This is a genomic window from Ruegeria sp. CDSA079, assembly GCF_059612245.1.
In genome coordinates, this window is sequence record NZ_JBXWQF010000002.1 from 86,569 (window position 1) to 104,077 (window position 17,509).

Annotated in this window: 15 protein-coding genes and 1 tRNA gene; 8 read left to right on the forward strand and 8 right to left on the reverse strand. The window is 58.1% G+C overall.

Annotated features, from left to right (window positions below):
• Positions 1 to 14: 14 nt before the first annotated feature.
• The 4 genes from xylA to xylF form a co-directional block, all read right to left on the reverse strand.
• Entirely contained in the window at positions 15 to 1,322 is a 1,308-nt protein-coding gene (gene xylA / locus AC2FJZ_RS02535) for a xylose isomerase (protein ID WP_496775958.1), read from the reverse strand.
• Positions 1,323 to 1,332: 10 nt separating this feature from the next.
• Positions 1,333 to 2,130, reverse strand: a complete 798-nt coding sequence (locus tag AC2FJZ_RS02540; RefSeq protein WP_050603012.1) for an ATP-binding cassette domain-containing protein — start codon at positions 2,128 to 2,130, stop codon at positions 1,333 to 1,335.
• Positions 2,130 to 3,428, reverse strand: coding sequence for a sugar ABC transporter permease (locus tag AC2FJZ_RS02545; protein WP_050602728.1), 1,299 nt, complete (start codon positions 3,426 to 3,428; stop codon positions 2,130 to 2,132). The genes AC2FJZ_RS02540 and AC2FJZ_RS02545 overlap by 1 nt, the downstream gene beginning before the upstream one ends.
• Before the next feature lie 75 nt (positions 3,429 to 3,503).
• A complete protein-coding gene (xylF, locus tag AC2FJZ_RS02550; protein WP_496776124.1) occupies positions 3,504 to 4,484 on the reverse strand; it encodes a D-xylose ABC transporter substrate-binding protein in 981 nt (326 codons plus the stop codon).
• 192 nt (positions 4,485 to 4,676) lie between these two features.
• Here xylF and AC2FJZ_RS02555 point away from each other — a divergent pair, with 192 nt between their 5' ends.
• Together AC2FJZ_RS02555 and AC2FJZ_RS02560 are read left to right on the forward strand one after the other, a co-directional pair.
• Positions 4,677 to 5,894, forward strand: coding sequence for an ROK family transcriptional regulator (locus AC2FJZ_RS02555; RefSeq protein WP_496775959.1), 1,218 nt, complete (start codon positions 4,677 to 4,679; stop codon positions 5,892 to 5,894).
• Entirely contained in the window at positions 5,884 to 7,395 is a 1,512-nt protein-coding gene (locus tag AC2FJZ_RS02560; protein WP_496775960.1) for a CRTAC1 family protein, read from the forward strand. The genes AC2FJZ_RS02555 and AC2FJZ_RS02560 overlap by 11 nt, the downstream gene beginning before the upstream one ends.
• Here AC2FJZ_RS02560 and AC2FJZ_RS02565 read toward each other — a convergent pair whose 3' ends face one another.
• The 4 genes from AC2FJZ_RS02565 to AC2FJZ_RS02580 form a co-directional block, all read right to left on the reverse strand.
• Positions 7,396 to 8,694 (reverse strand): cytochrome-c peroxidase, encoded by a 1,299-nt coding sequence (locus tag AC2FJZ_RS02565; protein WP_496775961.1) that lies wholly within the window; start codon positions 8,692 to 8,694, stop codon positions 7,396 to 7,398.
• A complete protein-coding gene (locus AC2FJZ_RS02570) occupies positions 8,691 to 9,641 on the reverse strand; it encodes an aldose epimerase family protein (RefSeq protein WP_496775962.1) in 951 nt (316 codons plus the stop codon). The genes AC2FJZ_RS02565 and AC2FJZ_RS02570 overlap by 4 nt, the downstream gene beginning before the upstream one ends.
• On the reverse strand, positions 9,638 to 11,095 hold the full coding sequence (gene xylB, locus AC2FJZ_RS02575) for a xylulokinase (RefSeq protein ID WP_496775963.1): 1,458 nt from the start codon (positions 11,093 to 11,095) through the stop codon (positions 9,638 to 9,640). Before xylB ends, AC2FJZ_RS02570 begins: the two co-directional genes overlap by 4 nt.
• A gap of 220 nt (positions 11,096 to 11,315) precedes the next feature.
• Positions 11,316 to 11,405 (reverse strand) — tRNA-Ser (locus tag AC2FJZ_RS02580).
• Between the two features lie 202 nt (positions 11,406 to 11,607).
• Here AC2FJZ_RS02580 and AC2FJZ_RS02585 point away from each other — a divergent pair.
• The 6 genes from AC2FJZ_RS02585 to AC2FJZ_RS02610 all read left to right on the forward strand — a co-directional run bounded on the left by AC2FJZ_RS02585 (position 11,608) and on the right by AC2FJZ_RS02610 (position 17,458).
• On the forward strand, positions 11,608 to 12,930 hold the full coding sequence (locus AC2FJZ_RS02585) for an SPOR domain-containing protein (RefSeq protein WP_496775964.1): 1,323 nt from the start codon (positions 11,608 to 11,610) through the stop codon (positions 12,928 to 12,930).
• A 64-nt stretch (positions 12,931 to 12,994) separates the two neighbouring features.
• Complete coding sequence (locus AC2FJZ_RS02590) at positions 12,995 to 14,113, forward strand: D-alanyl-D-alanine carboxypeptidase family protein (RefSeq protein ID WP_496776125.1); 1,119 nt, start codon at positions 12,995 to 12,997, stop codon at positions 14,111 to 14,113.
• The gene (tmk, locus tag AC2FJZ_RS02595; RefSeq protein ID WP_496667891.1) at positions 14,110 to 14,736 is read left to right on the forward strand and encodes a dTMP kinase; all 627 of its coding nucleotides are present in this window, start codon (positions 14,110 to 14,112) and stop codon (positions 14,734 to 14,736) included. The genes AC2FJZ_RS02590 and tmk overlap by 4 nt, the downstream gene beginning before the upstream one ends.
• A gap of 3 nt (positions 14,737 to 14,739) precedes the next feature.
• Positions 14,740 to 15,861, forward strand: coding sequence for a DNA polymerase III subunit delta' (locus AC2FJZ_RS02600; protein ID WP_496775965.1), 1,122 nt, complete (start codon positions 14,740 to 14,742; stop codon positions 15,859 to 15,861).
• Positions 15,858 to 16,664 (forward strand): TatD family hydrolase, encoded by an 807-nt coding sequence (locus AC2FJZ_RS02605; protein WP_496775966.1) that lies wholly within the window; start codon positions 15,858 to 15,860, stop codon positions 16,662 to 16,664. Before AC2FJZ_RS02600 ends, AC2FJZ_RS02605 begins: the two co-directional genes overlap by 4 nt.
• Positions 16,661 to 17,458: an MBL fold metallo-hydrolase gene (locus AC2FJZ_RS02610; RefSeq protein WP_050602739.1), complete on the forward strand. Its 798-nt coding sequence runs from the start codon at positions 16,661 to 16,663 to the stop codon at positions 17,456 to 17,458. Before AC2FJZ_RS02605 ends, AC2FJZ_RS02610 begins: the two co-directional genes overlap by 4 nt.
• Positions 17,459 to 17,509 lie beyond the last annotated feature (51 nt).

The following is a 17,509-nucleotide window of genomic DNA, read 5'->3' on the forward strand; positions in this document are numbered from 1 at the left end:
ACCCGGATTTCGTCTTAGACAAATCTGTTGACGTAGTTTTCCAGAACTTCCTGACGACCGGAGCGCGGTTGCGGGTTTATCCCCTCGGCCAGCACCAGCGCGGCAATCTCGTCCAGGCCAGTGGTCAGCATCGCTTGCGCCTCGGGCGTTTTCCAGCCCGAATACCGGTCAGCCAGCATTTGCTCCAAACCGCCGTCTTCAATCATCGCGGCCGCCGCTTTCAAACCCCGGGCGCAGATGTCCATCCCACCCACATGCGCGGCGATCAGATCTTCGGCATCGATGGACTGCCTGCGCAGCTTGGCGTCGAAATTGGTACCGCCTGAGGTAAACCCGCCTGCTTTCAGGATGTGGTAATAGGCCAACGCGACTTCGGGCGTGTTGTTGGGGAACTGATCCGTGTCCCAACCCGATTGATAGTCGTTTCGGTTCATATCGATGGACCCCAGCATCCCTTCGGCTGCAGCCACGGCAATCTCATGTTCAAAGCTATGCCCGGCAAGGATCGCGTGCCCTTGTTCAAGGTTCAATTTGACCTCATCCTCAAGCCCATACTTGCGCAGGAACCCGATGCAGGTGGCAGCGTCAAAATCATACTGGTGCTTTGACGGTTCCTGCGGTTTGGGTTCAACAAGGATCGCGCCCTTGAACCCGATCTTGTGCTTGTATTCGACCACCATGTTCAGGAACTGGCCCATATGGTCCAGCTCGGCCTTCAAGTCGGTGTTGAGCAGCGTCTCATAGCCTTCACGCCCGCCCCAAAGCACATAGTTCTCGCCGCCCAGCTTATGGGTGGCATCCATGCAGGACTTCACCGTGGCGGCAGCAAAGGCAAAGACATCCGGGTCAGGGTTGGTGCTGGCACCGCCCATCCAGCGGCGGTGGCTGAACATATTGGCAGTGCCCCACAACAGCTTGGTGCCCGACACCTGCATCTTTTCGCCGATATAATCGGTGATCTCGTTCAGTGTCCGCAGATTATCCGCGAAATTTCCTTGCTCTGGGCGAATGTCGGCGTCATGCCAGCAGAAGTATGGTTGGCCCAGGATATCGAACATCTCAAAGGCGACATCAGCCTTCATCTTGGCCCGACCCATGTCGTCCTGCGGATGCCAGGGGCGCTCGAAGGTGGGGCCGCCAAACGGGTCTCCACCCTCCCACGCGAACGAGTGCCACCACGCTACGGCAAAACGCAGGTGATCTTCCATGCGCTTGCCCATGACAATCTCGTCCGGGTTGTAGTGGCGAAATGCGAGCGGGTTCCTGCTGTCCTCGCCCTCGAATTGGACCTGTTCGATACTCTGAAAGAAACCGCTCGTCATTTCGTTCACCTCACTCTGTCTTTTCGCCGGGCTTTTTGCCCAGAATGATCATCGACAACAGATCGTCATCGGTGACGTCTGGGATGTCCACGGTGCCAACCAGTTGCCCGTTCTTCATGACCGAAGCCCGGTCGCACAGCTCCATCACCGCGTGCACATCGTGGTCGATCAGGAAAATCCCGATCCCCTGCGCCTTTAGCTGTTGGATCAGGTCCGCCACCATCTGCGTTTCATGTGGACCCAGTGCTGCCGTGGGTTCGTCCATGATCAGGATGCGTGCATTGAAATACACCGCGCGCGCAATGGCCACCGATTGTCGCTGACCGCCCGACAGGGCCGAGACCGGATCGTTGAACTTCTGAAAGTTCGGATTCAGCTGCGCCATGATCTTGCGGCACTCGGCCTCCATCGCGGCGTCGTTGACCAAACCAAAAGGTGTGACCATCTCGCGCCCCAAAAACAGGTTCGAGCTTGCATCCAAATTATCCGCCAGTGCCAGCGTCTGATAGATCGTCTCGATATTGTTCGCCCGAGCATCCCGGGGGTTGTTGATCTCAACCTTATTGCCGTCGATCAGAATCTCGCCATGATCCATCTGATAGGCGCCCGAAAGCACCTTGATCAGGGTGGATTTACCTGCCCCGTTGTGGCCCAGAAGGCCCACAACTTCGCCCGGATAAAGATCGACCGAAACGTGGTCTACCGCCTTGATCCCCCCGAAGGAAATCGAGATATCGCGCATTTCCACCAAAGGCGGCTGGCCGGACCCACGACCCGAAGTTCGCTTCTGTGTTTCTTGAGCTTGCATCATTTCGCCCCCAGACGTTTGCGATAGACGATGTCGATATAGACAGCCAAAACCAGAACGGAGCCGACGACGATGTTCTGGAACGGTGCATCTACGCCGACCATGGCCATGCCTGATTGCAGCGCCTGCATGATCAATGCGCCAAGGATCGCGCCATAGATCGTGCCAATACCGCCAGACAGCGCCGTTCCACCAATCACGGCGGCGGCAATCACGCGCAACTCATCCAGCGTACCGATATCGTTCGAATGGTTGGCCAGACGGGCCGAGGCCACAACCGCCGACAACGCACACAGGAACCCCATCAGGGCAAAGATTTTGACGGTCATCATGCGAGTGTTGATGCCCGACAATTCTGCTGCGTCCGGGTTGCCGCCCGTGGCAAAGATATAGCGGCCAAAGCGGGTTTTGCGGGCCACAACGGTCAATGTCACGGCCACAAGGATCAGGATCAGGACCGAGATCGGAATGCCGTAGCCGACAACCAGCCCCTCGGGCATGGTCTCACCCTGCGCTTCGAACATCCTCTCAAGACGGCGAGTCGGGATCGCATAGCTGTTGACGATGAAGACATAGCCCATAATGGCAATGCCGATGATCGCGGCCAGCGTTGTTTCGGCCCACATAGGTTTCACAGGAAACCCGTGGGCAGCTTTGGATCGGCGGCCGCTCCACAATGCCCAGATCGCAATTGCCGTAGCCGCAAGGCCGACCAGCAAGCTGACTGTTGTGCCCAACGTCCCGTTTGTCCCCCCAAACATCAGGAAGGTACTGTCCAGCGGTCCAATTGTCTGGCCATCCGTCATGTACCAGGCAACGTTGCGCCAGACCAGAAATCCGCCAAGCGTCACAATAAAGGCCGGTATGGTCAGATAGCCCACCATCCAACCGTGGAAAGCACCGATCAAAGTCCCCACCACCAGGCCAACTACCAGAGTGATCGCCCATGTCGCCGGGTGGTTCAAACCTATTCCCAGCACGTTTGGCAACAGCTCTGTCTGGGTCATCGCCATGACGGCAGATGTGGTTGCCAGCAAAGCTCCGACCGACAGGTCGATGTGGCGCATCACGATGATGAACACCATGCCACAGGCCATGATGGCGACCGAGACGGTCTGTATCGACAGGTTGAACAGATTTCTGGGCGTCAGAAAACGGCCATCCGTAAAGATGTTGAAGCCGATGCACAGGATGATGAAGGCGCCGATCATGCCCAATAGCCGCATATCCAGTTCCAGCTGCTGGAACAGGTTGGTCTTTGCTTTTTGGGGTACCGGCTGAGACGAAGTTTCGGTCATATCCGATCTTTCATGTTCAGCTATGATCTCTGGCCCACCCTTGCAGGCCAGAGACGTTTTGGTTTGGAACTTGGTTTAGTTACAGGGCGCAGGGCCGTTTTCGACGCCCTGGCACAGGTCTTCCAGCGGAATCCAGCCAGCATCGACCACAACGGTCAGGTTTTCTTTGGTGATCGGCACAGGTGCCAGGAAGACCGAATTCATCTCGGTTCCACCGGGTGAGGTCCAGCTGATCGCGCCTTCAACATCCGCAGGGCTTGTTCCACTGGTCAACGCAACCGCGATTTCACCGGCAGCTTTGCCCAGCTCACGTGCGTCTTTCCAGACCGAGACGGTTTGCGTACCTTTAGCAACGCGGTTCAGCGCAGCGTGGTCGCCATCCTGACCCGACACCGGAATGCCGTCCATACCTTGCGCGGTCAGTGCTGCAACAACACCACCAGCTGTACCGTCATTCGAGGCCACGACCGCGTCAACGTTGTTCTCGTTCGCGGTCAGGATCTGTTCCATGTTGCGCTGCGCATTCGCTGGCAACCAACCGTCGGTGTAAGCCTCGCCCACAATTACAATGTCGCCACTGTCAACGGCACCCTGAATGATCTCTTGTTGACCACCGCGCAGGAAATCCGCGTTCGGGTCGGTGGGAGAACCCTTGATCATCACGTAGTTGCCTTTGGGCATCGCGTCGAACACCGCACGCGCCTGCATCCGGCCGACTTCAACGTTGTCGAAGGTCAGATAAAACGCACGGTCGTCTTCGATCAGGCGGTCATACGCGATGACTGGAATTCCTTCGTCAGCAGCGGCCTGAACCGCCGGACCAATGGCCTGAGAATCCTGCGCGAGAATGATCAGCGCATCAACGCCCTGGGCAATCAGGCTTTCAACATCCGACAATTGTTTGGCCGACGACGATTGCGCATCCGACGAAATGTATTCGGCACCGCCTGCCTCAAGCGCGGCTTTGATCGCGGCTTCATCGGTCTTCCAACGCTCTTCCTGGAAATTCGACCAGCTAACGCCCACAACAGGTTCGGCAAAGGCGACCGTACCCATCAATACCGCTACAGCGGAAGCGCTGAGAATTCGTTTCATGATTTCCTCCCGGTTTCATTGAGCCATCGTTTCATGATTCGTGGCCCCGATAACTCTGAGTAGCATATTTATTTCAGTCGGTAAAATATTTATGCTATCCGAAAGCATGAAAACCGCCTAGGTTTGGGAAATGACCAGAATCGCGAGGGCAAGATGCTGAAAAGCAAAGCTTCTTCAAACGCCACGGACCAAAGGAACACCACCCGGCTGCGTGTGCTGGACCAGATTCGCGCGACCCGTGCCATTTCGCGAATCGATATTGCCACCGCGCTTGACACCAGCCCCGCAACGATCACGTCCGCCACGGCAGACCTGTTATCCGCCGGCTTGATCCAGGAAACCGAGGGGGAGCCACAGTCAAAATCCGCACGTCGCGGCAGGCCGCGTGTGCTTCTGAAACTGCAAGGCGGCTGCCACATTATCGCTGGCGTGAAAGTCGCGCGGCATCAGATCTCGGTCATTTTGGTGGACTTCGAAGGTACAGAAATCGGGTCCTATACCCACCCCTTGGACGAGGCGCGTATGGCACCCGAGGCTTTTACGCGGATGATCCGCTCAGCGCTCGACCTTGCCTGTGGCGCAGCAAACCATTCGCTCACAGATCTGTCGGGCGTCTGCATCGGTATCGCCGGGCTGATTGATGCAGAGAAAAACTTTGTACATTGGTCATCATCTTTGACTGAGCGAAATGTGAACCTGAGCCCATTGCTGTCCAAGGCTCTGCCCTGCCCCGCATTTATTGAAAACGACGCCAATCTGGTGGCAAAGGCCGAACAGCTTTTTGGTCTGGGCAAAGGGTTGAAGACTTTTTTGGTCGTGACCATCGAACACGGCATCGGTCTGGGTATCGTGTTTGATGGCAAGCTCTATCGCGGTGAGCGCGGTTGCGGGGCAGAGTTCGGGCATCTGAAAGTTCAACTGGACGGCGCGCTGTGCCAGTGCGGTCAGCGCGGCTGCCTTGAGGCCTATGTCGGCGAATATGCCCTGATCCGTGAAGCCACGATTGCAAGCCAGATGACCGACCCCAAAACGCTTTCTGACATTCTTTCAGCGGCTCAAGCCGGAGACACACGGTCAATTTCCGTTTTGTCACGCGCCGGGCAGATGTTTGGCATGGGCCTGTCAAACCTGATCAACCTGTTCGACCCCGAGTGCATTATCCTGTCCGGCACAAGAGGCAGTTTTGAGTATTTGCATTCAGAAGAAGTCATGGCCCGCGTCAAAAGCGGCGTCGTCAGCGTCGACGCACCGTTGCCCGAAATCAAAGTGAATCACTGGGGCGATTCAATGTGGGCCAAAGGGGCGGCCGCTTATGGAATCGAACAAGTGTCGATCCTGAAAGTCAGGGAATTGGCGGCAAATGCGAACTAGTCTGGCTTTTCTGCTGACCGCGGCGACAACCGTTGCAGCGGATGCACCTTCTCCGCAGTTTCTTGGCGTTGACGTCCCATCCCACGTCTATGACGGCGGGTGGGAGCATTTTGTCGGCGGTGGGGTCGCTGTTTTTGACTGTAATGGCGATGACCGTCCCGAGATTTTCGCCGCCGGAGGCTCCAACCCCGCCCAATTATTTGTAAACGTATCCGAGAAAGACGTTCGGTTTCGGACAGACACGCCCAGCGCGCTGTCCCTAACGGGTGTAACCGGCGCATACCCGCTGGATGTGGATGGCGACGGGCAGCTTGACCTCGCGGTTCTGCGCGTGGGTCCGGATCTGTTGCTACGCGGCGGGGCGGATTGCGCGTTCGAACCCTTCAACACGCTGAACTTCGATTCTGAGGATCATTGGACCACGGGTTTCTCGGCCACTTGGGAAAGCGGGCAAGCTATGCCGACATTGGCGTTTGGCACATATGTTGACCGCAGCGATCCGGATGGACCATTTGAAACCTGCGGGCCAACCTTGCTGTACCGACCGGATGGCAACTCATATGGCGCTCCGATCCATCTGGAACCCGGGCACTGTTCCCTTTCAATTCTGTTTTCCGACTGGGCGCGGTCGGGGCGCGCGGATCTGCGTGTCAGCAACGACCGCCACTACTATGTGCGCGATGGGCAAGAGCAATTATGGGCGATGGAGGACATACCGCGTCTTTATGGGCAGGCGGACGGATGGCTGCCCTATTCGATCTGGGGCATGGGCATAGCCTCACGCGATCTGACCGGAGACGGGTTTCCGGATGTTTATCTGACCTCGATGGGAGATCAGAAGTTTCAGACCTTCGATCCGTCGACTGCGGGGCCGACATGGCGGGACGCGACCTATGATCGGGGGACGACGGCACACAGGCCGCATACCGGTGGCGATGGTCGTCCCTCAACCGGCTGGCACGCCCAGTTTGGCGATGTGAATAACGACGGCCTGGACGATATTTTTGTCGCCAAGGGTAATGTCGAACAGATGCCCGACGCTGCGCAAACCGATCCAAACAACCTGCTGATGCAAAACGACAATGGTCAATTTGTCGAAACAGCATCAGAAGCTGGCGTGGCTTCTTTGGCAAAGTCCCGCGGCGGTGCGTTGGCCGATCTGAACGGGGATGGCTGGCTGGACATGGTGGTGGTCAATCGCGGCTCATCGCTGGAGGTGTTTCAGAACGCGCCACAGGATGGCAATTGGGTGATGGTGGACTTGAGGCAATCGAAGCCCAACCGCTCTGCTGTTGGCAGCATCATCGAGGTCAAAACGGACGCCGGAGTGCAGACCCGTGAAGTCACAGTTGGCGGCGGCCATGCCAGTGGCATTGCTGGATTTCACCACTTTGGTCTGGGCGATGCGGATAGTTTGCAGATCAGGGTGATCTGGCCCGACGGTGAAGCAAGTGATTGGCAGACCGTCAGCTCAAATCAAGAGATACACCTTACCCGCTGACTATTGGTCAACGGGCAAACCGCTCGGAACCGTGCTGGGCACGCCCAAACGCACTGCCGGGTCCTCCAGAGTGCCGAGGAAACTCAGGATGGCGCTGATGTCTTCGTCGCTCAGGCTGATCGGCACCAATACGTTAGAAGCAGAAATTGCCTCGACATGCGCAGGGTCTTGCATGGACTGGGCATCCTCTACCCCATCAAATTCAGGCAGAGCGGCTTTCTCGACCGAATACCTGCGTAAAGCTGCTACCGGGTCCAAATGATGGCGCACCACATCCTCAAGCTGCGCATATGCGCCGCTGTGCCCGTAAGGTGCAGTCAATGTCACATTCCGCAGCGACGGTGTTCGAAAGGCAAACGCATCCCCTGCATCCCCTGTCACGCGCAACCGCCCGTCATCACGCACATGGCTTTCGAACCGGGCCGCTTTTCCTGGGCCGATCTGAGGCAAGGCGATGGAATGGAAACTGTGATCCGTCTGGAACCATCCGGAATGGCAGCTGCTGCACCCCGCCTCACCATAAAACAGAGTCATGCCTAATTGTGCCGACGCGGGCAGAGTCGTCTCACCCCGCATCGCGCGATCAAAAAGGCTGTTATCTGCCCGCCATTCAAAGGCAATGAAATCCGCAATAGCATTGGCGATGGCGGTAAAGGTGATCTCTTTCCCGGGCGCAATTTCTTCAAACCGCTCTGAATAGTCTGGTATCGCGGCCACACGTGCAGCGATCAGGTCCCAGGCCCCGCCTTCTTGGGTCAACAAGCCCAGCCGCACAGCCGTGCTTACTTCGTTCTCGGAATAGTGCCCTGCCATTTCGTCGGGTGAAAGCACCGGAAACATGGCCTGCGCGGCCAGGGCTGATTGAAAGCCGGGCCGCATATCCGTTCCCAACGGTGTTCTGATGCCGTTGGGTTGTGACGGATCAGCCTCAAGCCGCCCATCATGGAAAAAGGTCGTGAACTCCAACGCGCCAAGGTTCCACAGCCCCGGAGAGTTTCGCGGGATCCGCTGTTCGGGCGTGTTGTCCTGAGTGATCTTGCGTTCAGCCCCAAGCCCCACGCCGCCCTCACCAATCCCAAGCGAAAGACCGTCAGACGTGCCCAGTTTTGGATGATGGCAAGTGGCGCAACTGATGTTTTTGTTCCCTGACAGGATGGGGTCATAAAACAACAACTGCCCCAGCTCGACACGTTCCAGGTCTGGCTCAACAAATTTCGGAATCGGTCCAAGATCCTGCGCCTGAACCGCCGACACCGTTAGCCAAAGGCCCGCAGCAGTTGCCGAAATCTGACCTCTCATGCTCGCCCCTCGACAATCTCTAGCGTAAGTTTCTGATGATAGGGCTTTTCCGGCGTGCAGATCACAGAGGGAAAGGTAGGGTTGTTCACCGCGTCTGTGTATCCGGCGGGTTCGATGCAAAGCGCCGCCCCGGGTCTGAACGGATCAGACAAATGCGCCGCAGCATAGACCTGCGCGCCCGGTTGATCTGAATAAACATTCATTCGCAAACCCGACGGTGTTTCGACTTCCGCAACCGGCATGGTCACGTCTCGTCCGCTTTCAAAAACAAAGTAGTGGTCAAGATGGCCAGCTTCTTGCCCTATTACACGATTGTGCGAGAAATTCAGGTTTTCGGCATCAGTGTTCAGAATTCGGCCGGTTGGTATCGCGCTTTCGTTCAATTCCAGAGAGTGAGTGGCTTTCAGTTTAAGGCGGCACTCCAGAATGCCCTGCGGGCAGCCAAGCGAGTAATAATTGTGCTGGGCGATACTGATCGGCGCGGGCCGATCTGGATGTGCGGTGATCGTGTAGGTCAGGCACGGATAAGCCAGCTCAACCCCTATCTCGAACCGGACCGCACCGGGGAACCCTCCATCACCGTCGGGTGAATACATCGACAGAACCGCTTGATTTGGAGCAATTTTATCGACGGTCCAATTCACTTGGGACAGGCCAACCGGGCCGCCATGCAATGTGTTGTTGCCTTCATTCGCCGTCAGTCGGTGGACTTCACCCAGCAATGCGAACGTCGCCCCGCTGACACGGTTGGCCACGCGCCCCACAATTGCACCCAAATAAAACGGGTCCGTCAGATAATCCTGTAGTGCATCATAGCCCAGTATCAACGGCGTTTGCCCGATCCACCACCCTTGGGTGATCGCACCATAGCTGAGCAAGGAGACAGACATGTCACCGTCTTCCAACACAACCCGTTCTATGGTTTCGACACCTTGTCCCGCCATCATGACGCAGAGAACGGCGACAGGGCTGCGTAATACTGGCGATACCGCTGATAGGCATTCTCATAACCGTCGCACAGATCTGTTCTGGGCGCGATGATCTCAGCAGTTTCCGGAGGTATCATGACATCTGCCGGGTCTGCCCCTTGAGATGCGCAAGCCGCCAGGCGCGCCGCGCCAATCGCAGCGCCGAACTCACTTCCCTTTGGCAGAGCAAGCGGAGTGTTCAGGACGGTCGCCAGTGTCTCCAGCCAGAACCGAGATCGTGCCCCACCCCCCACAACCAAAAGGCTTTCAGGTGTTGTTCCTGTACCTTTAAGCGCCTCAAGGCAATCGCGCATAGCAAAGGCAACGCCCTCCATCACGGATTGCGTCAAAGCCTTCGGATCCGAGGCGATATCCAGACCAAGGAATGCCCCTCGAATCGCACTGTCGTTGTGCGGGGTCCGCTCCCCCGACAGATAGGGCAAAAACACCGTACTCGACGGCCCATCGACCCTGTCTGGCAAGGCTGACGCCAACGCCCCGACAGACTGATCCAAGTTGCGGGACAGCCAATTCAAGCTGTTCGTTGCCGACAGAATCACGCCCATCTGAATCCAACGTTCAGGCACTGCGTGACAAAAGCAATGAACCGCTGTTTCCGGCGCGGGTGCATAGCTTTCCTTTGCTACCAGCATCACCCCGGAGGTACCCAACGACAGGAAACCCGTCCCCTCGTTTATGCTGCCAATGCCGCAGGCTGCCGCCGCGTTGTCGCCTGCCCCTCCGGCAACAATCACAGGCCCGGACAAACCCCAGTTCTGCAATATCTCGGGCCGCAACTGGCCTCCAATCGCGCTGCCCTCAACCAGTTCGGGCATCTGATCGCGACGCATATGACCATGCCCAAGCGCTGTGTCAGACCATTCGCGGCGACCAACATCCAGCCACGCGGTGCCAGCACTGTCGGACAAATCGCTGATAGATTCACCAGTCAGCCACAAACGCAAATAATCTTTTGGAAGCAGAACCTTGGAAACCTTTTCGAATACCTCTGGCTCATGTCGCCGCACCCATTCAAGTTTGGGCGCGGTAAAGCCCGGAAACACGATATTCCCCGTGATCGCGCGCATCTCTGGGGTCCCGTCCAACGCGGCAGCTTCCGGCGCGGACCGCGTGTCATTCCACATGATACAAGGCCGCAAAACGTTGCCACTCGAATCCAGAAGTGTCGCACCATGCATATGCCCGCTGAGACCTATGGCCCGGACAGTGGAAAACGCATCCCCATTCGCGGTACGCAATTGGGCAACCACCTTTTGGCATGCTTCCACCCAATCCGCCGGCGCCTGTTCCGACCACCCGGACTGTGGTGTTGAGGTTTCAACGCCTGCATCAGCCTCGGCAAGAACCTGGCCACTTTCATCGACAACAATTCCGCGGAGACCGGACGTCCCCAGATCCAGACCAAGATACACTTGCTGTCTCTCCCTCCCCTTGTTGCAAAACCCGTGCTGCAGGAAATCACCCGCCAATCAACACGTTAAAGTTTGCGCTAACATATTAAGCCAAAATGTAAGGGAGAAACATCCTTTTATGCATCTTTTTCGGGGTCATACCGAGTGAAGCACACGTTCATCCCTCGTTTCGTTCAGGTGAACGCACGAGGTGACGATTTTTTGCTCAGGAAAAAGGCAGTGGCGGGGAGACAGGGATTCGAACCCTGGGAACGCTCTCACGTTCAACGGTTTTCAAGACCGCCGCATTCGACCACTCTGCCACCTCCCCGTCGAAAGCAGGGTCTAAGGCCAAGTTCAACCAGAGGCAAGTCGAAAACGGGAAATCTTGCCGAAGGCTTTTCAGCGGTCTTTCCATGACACTTCAGCCACGTTATGATCTGCAGGAAAGACCGTCACAGGCTGGCATCCAGAACCAGCAGACCGGCAGCGGGGTTCGTGAAACGAGGCCCCTTCAGGCAAGGGATAAGCAGATGAAGCGAGCGATCGAGACACGCCCGGGGCCGAAACGGCTGGCGTATCTGGCGTTGAGTTTGACGATATTGGCCGGATGCGAAGAAGCATTGGGCACGGCACAGTCCGAGGAAAAACCTCAGGACACTGCGGGCAAAACCGAGCTTTTCCCCCAAGTAACCAGTGGCAAGCAGCGTGATATTGAGGCACCGGATGTGTTCGACGTCACCGAAGCAGGGCTTTGGGATGGGCGCCCTTCGCTGGGTGGGATCTGGGTTGCGCACCCTGATGTGACCCAGCCCGAACGCGTGGTGATCAAGAACACCACCAATAACAAAACGGTAACAGGCGCCCTGTTCCGCCGCGAACGCAACTTGCCCGGCCCGGCGCTTCAGGTCTCGTCCGCCGCAGCGGAACAGCTTGGGTTGCTGGCGGGTTCTCCGACAAAGCTCAGCGTTGTGGCCTTGCGCCGTGAAAAGATAGAAGAAGCTCCGCCTGAAGAAGCGCCTCAGGCCGAGGAAACGTCAGAAGAAACCGCCATTGCATCGGCGGATACCGCAACCGATAGCCAAGCCACGGTTGATCCGGAACAGCCAGCCAAACGGAAGTGGTGGCAGAAGAAAGAAACAGCCGTTGCAGCAGCCGGCACCGCCGCAGTTGCTGCGAGTGCGTCCAGCTCGGATGATACACAAGCGGAAAGCACCAATACACAGGCGGAAAGCACCGATACGTCCAGCGAAACGGATGAGACTGCAACCGCGGCCGATGAGCAGGCCGAGACGCAAGCTGAAAAACCGGCCAAGCGGAAATGGTGGCAGAAGAAAGCACCGGCTGCTGCGGCAGCAGGAACAGCGGTCGCAGCAGCAGATGCAGCTACAGACGGCGCGGAAGTTGCGACCGAGGCTGCAGCGGTTGTACCCCCTCCGTCCCTGACAGACGCGCCGGTCGAGGCACCTGCAGAACAGCCCGCCAAGCGGAAATGGTGGCAGAAGAAAGACCCTGCCGCGATCACCGAAACACCACTGGATCCGATCGAAGGCGCTGCGGCGGCGATTGATGCAACCGAAACCACCCCCGCAGCAGTCGCGGCCACAACATCGTCGACGCCCTTGAGCAAACCGTTTGTTCAGATCGGAACCTTCAGCGTCGAGGCAAATGCCAACTCTGCCGCCCAAAAGGTGCGCCGGAACGGCATGTCGGCAGTTGTCCGGGAACTGAAAACCGCAAATAATACCGTCTGGCGGGTGCTGGTAGGCCCCGCCGCAACCCGGGCCGAACGCAAAGCCATTCAGAAGGACGTAAAAGACCTTGGCTTCAAAGACGCGTTCACCGTGTCCGACTGATACAGGGAGACGCAGCGTGCTATCCTCATTGCGAACATCCGTACTGGCCTTTGGAATTGCCTTGATGGCAATTCCTGCCCATGCCTTTGATACATCCGCCCGTGCGGCTTATGTGATTGATCAAACCACCGGCACCGTGTTGTTGTCGAAAGAAGCCGACCAACCCTTACCTCCGGCGTCGATGTCCAAGCTCATGACGCTCTATGTCGCGTTCGAAGCGCTGCGGGACGGGCGATTGACACTGAACGAAACACTTCCCGTATCAGAGCACGCGATGAGCTATGGTGGCTCGACTATGTTCCTGAACACTCAGGACAGAGTTACGGTTGAGGATTTGCTACGCGGCATCATTGTTTTGTCGGGCAATGACGCCTGCGTTGTCATCGCCGAAGCGCTTAGCCCCGATGGAACCGAGGCCGGGTTCGCCCGTTACATGACCCAGCGCGCGCAGCAGATGGGCATGAATAATTCGAACTTTGCGAACTCGAACGGGTGGCCTGCAGCCGGGCATATGATGTCGGTGCATGATCTGGCCGTTCTTGCGGATCGGTTGATCTCGGACTTCCCCGAATATTACCCCCTCTTCGCAGAAGAAGTTTTTGAATTTGATGGCCGCGCGCCGTCGAATGCCCGCAACCGAAACCCGCTGCTCAACCTGAACATCGGCGCGGACGGTTTGAAAACCGGCCACACGCAAGAGGCAGGGTATGGTCTTGTCGGCTCTGCCAAACAAGGTGATCGGCGAGTGATCTTCGTTCTAACCGGCCTCGACACCACACGACAGCGCGCAGAGGAGGCTGAGGCCGTGGTTAACTGGTCGTTTCGAAATTTTGTCGAGAGGACGGTTGCCGACGCGGAAACGCCGATAGCCCAAGCCAAGCTGTGGATGGGTGAGAAAAAGACCGTGGGGCTTGTTCCCGACGGTGATCTGAACGTGCTGTTTCCGGTTCTGGGGACTCAGAATGTCGAGGCCGAAGTTGTGTATGACGGCCCCATCAACGCGCCAGTCCAAAAAGGCCAGCAACTGGCGGAACTGGTGATCAAACCCGAAGGGCTGCCGGAAATCCGACGCCCGCTTGTGGCCGCCGAGGACGTGGCCGTTGGTGGGTTTGTCGTGCGCATGTTGACGGTCGGCGGCATCGTGTTGAAAGACGTGATCAACAACCCGCTGGAGTCGATGTGACCAAAGCGGGGTTATTTCTGACCTTCGAAGGCATTGACGGATCAGGCAAGTCAACTCAGGCGCGGATGCTGGCGGAACGCTTGCGCACGCAGGGTCATCAGGTTGTGCTGACACGCGAACCCGGCGGCTCTCCGGGGGCTGAAGAAATTCGCCGACTGGTGTTGGAAGGCGACCCGGATCGTTGGTCTGCCGAAACTGAACTGTTGCTGTTCACCGCAGCCCGCCGCGACCATCTGGAACGCACCATCCAGCCCGCCCTTGCGGCGGGCAAAGTGGTGATCTGCGACCGTTTTGCCGACAGCACGCGGATGTATCAGGGCCTGTCGCGCGGCGATCTGCGCGGTCTGGTGGATCAATTGCACAGCCTGATGATCGGGCGCGAACCGGACATGACGCTGCTGATCGATATGGACCCGGAAACGGGCTTGTCGCGCGCAAAAGGCCGGCAAGGCACCGAAGAGCGGTTCGAAGATTTCGGCCCCGATCTGCAAAAGAAAATGCGCGCAGGTTTTCTGGCGTTGGCTGACGAATTCTCGGACCGGTTTCGCATCGTGGACGGCAACAGAGACATGGACAGCGTCGCAAAGGATGTGACAGACATCGTTCAGGCAGCTTTGCGGTAAACGATGAGCGACGATACCCCTTCTCCGGATCAGGTGCCGGGTGCACCGCACCCGCGTGAAACCGCGCGGCTTTTTGGCCAGGACGCGGCAGAACGGGCATTTCTGACTGCCTACAATTCCGACAGGCTGCATCACGGTTGGTTGCTGACCGGGCCGCGCGGCGTCGGCAAGGCGACACTGGCTTGGCGGATCGCGAAATTTCTGCTCACGACACCTCCGACAGATGACGAAGGGCTGTTTGGCGCGCCACCTCCGCCAGTGACGCTCGACATTGATCCCGATCACCCTGTGGTTCATCGCATTCAGGCGGGGGCGGAACCGGGTTTGGCGGCAATAACCCGGTCGCTGAATGATCAGGGGCGGCTGCGCGGTGAGATTGTCGTGGACGATATCCGCAAGCTCGGAAAGTTCTTCGGACTGTCTTCTGCCGATGGTGGACGTCGTGTCGTAATTGTGGATTCGGCAGACGAAATGAACGTCAGTGCCGCCAACGCGCTGCTGAAAATGCTGGAAGAGCCGCCCGCGCGCACCACCTTGCTGTTGGTGTCGCACCAACCTTCGCGCTTGCTGCCCACGATCCGCTCTCGCTGCCGGTCCTTGCGCCTTGGACCGCTGGGTGCAGACGACATGCAGGCCGCCCTGTCGCAAACTGGTACCGACCTGCCCAACCAGACCGGTTACCTCGCCGCATTGGCTGCTGGCTCGGTGGGGGATGCGGTGCGCCTGATCAATCTTGGCGGGCTTGAAATTTATGCTGAACTGATTGCCATTCTGGGCACCCTGCCCCGTATGGATCGGCAACGCGCACTGGCGCTGGCCGAGGCCGCAGCCCAGCGCGGCGCGGCAGAACGGTTCGAACTGTTGCTGACGCTGATCGATGTCGCCCTGTCACGGTTGGCCGTGACCGGGGCGACCGGAGCTCCGCCCGTCCCGGAGGCTGCGCCAAACGAAGGCGAAACGCTGGCGCGTCTTTCAGCTTCTCCCGATCATGCCCGCCGCTGGGCCGAGGTTGCCGCGACAATCACGGCCCGCGCACGGCACGGTCAGGCGGTGAACCTTGACCCTGCCGCTCTGGTCCTAGATACGGTGTTCAAGATACAGGAAACCGCCGGTCAGAACAGATGAGCGACACCCCCCAGATTACCGACAGCCACTGCCATCTGGACTTCCCGGATTTTGACGGCCAGTTGGACGAGATCATCGCGCGCGCAGCTGAGGCTGGCGTGACCCGTATGGTCACGATCTGCACCAGGTTACGCAACGAACCCAGCGTCCGTGCGATTGCCGAAGCCCACGCACCCGTGTTCTATGCTGCCGGTACGCACCCGATGAGTGCGGCGGAAGAGCCGATGGCTTCGGTCGAAGACTTGGTTGCCTTGGCCCAGCACCCGAAATTCGTCGGTATCGGTGAATCTGGTCTCGATTATCACTACACCGCCGAGAGTGCCGAGGTACAGAAACGGTCTCTGCGCATCCATATCGAAGCGGCCCAGCGCACTGGGCTGCCCCTGATCATTCATGCCCGCGCGGCGGATGACAATATGGCCCGAATTCTGGCCGAGGAATATCGCAACGCAGCCTATTCTTGCGTCATGCACTGTTTCTCGTCTTCTGCTGAATTGGCCAAAGCCGCACTGGATCTGGGCTTCTACCTGTCCATGTCCGGTATCGCCGCTTTCCCCAAAAGCCAGGAATTGCGGGACATTTTCGCAAGCGCGCCAGTGGACCGCATTCTGGTGGAAACCGACGCGCCCTATCTGGCCCCGCCGCCCTATCGCGGCAAACGCAACGAGCCCGCCTATACGGCCCACACAGCTCGAAAAGGGGCTGAAATCTTCGGCATGGATTACACTGCCTTTGCCGCCCAGACCCAGGCAAATTTCGACCGCCTGTTTACCAAAGCCGCGCTGTACAAGGCCGCTGCATGACCGGGATGCGCCTTACAATTCTGGGTTGCGGTTCCTCGGGCGGCGTACCACGGCTGGGCGGGCAATGGGGTGATTGTGACCCGTCGAACCCGAAGAACGTGCGCCGCCGCTGCTCGCTGCTGATTGAACGTGATGGGCCGGATGGGACGACCTCGGTTCTGGTCGATACCACGCCGGATATGCGCAGCCAGTTGCTGGACACTGGCACCGGGCGGTTGGACGGTGTGGTCTATACCCATTCGCACGCGGATCATGTGCACGGGATTGATGACCTGCGCATGATCGTGTTCAACATGAAAACGCGCGTGCCGGTCTGGGCGGACGGTGACACACAGAACGCCTTGCTGGGACGTTTCGGATACGCGTTCATTCAGCCCGAAGGCTCACCCTATCCACCGATCCTGGATCTCAAGTCTATCAACGGCCCGTTTGAGATCGACGGCCCCGGTGGCCCCATTCCACTTCGCCCGTTCAAAGTGAACCACGGATCGATCGATTCCCTTGGGTTCCGCATCGGTCAAATTGCCTATCTGCCGGATGTCGCCGAAATTTACGACGACGCCTGGCCCGAGATGGAGGGGCTGGACTGTCTGATCATCGATGCCCTTCGCCGCACCCCGCACCCAACGCACGCGCATTTGGACAAGACACTGGGGTGGATCGAACAGCTGCAACCGAAACGCGCGATTTTGACCAACATGCATATCGATCTCGACTATGCGACGGTTGACGCAGAAACGCCCGACCACATCACCCCCGCCTTTGACGGGATGGTGATCCATCAGGCGCTCTAAGCCCCTGCCCCGCGCGCCCAAGATATCGCAGCGCGCCTGCCGCACGGGGGC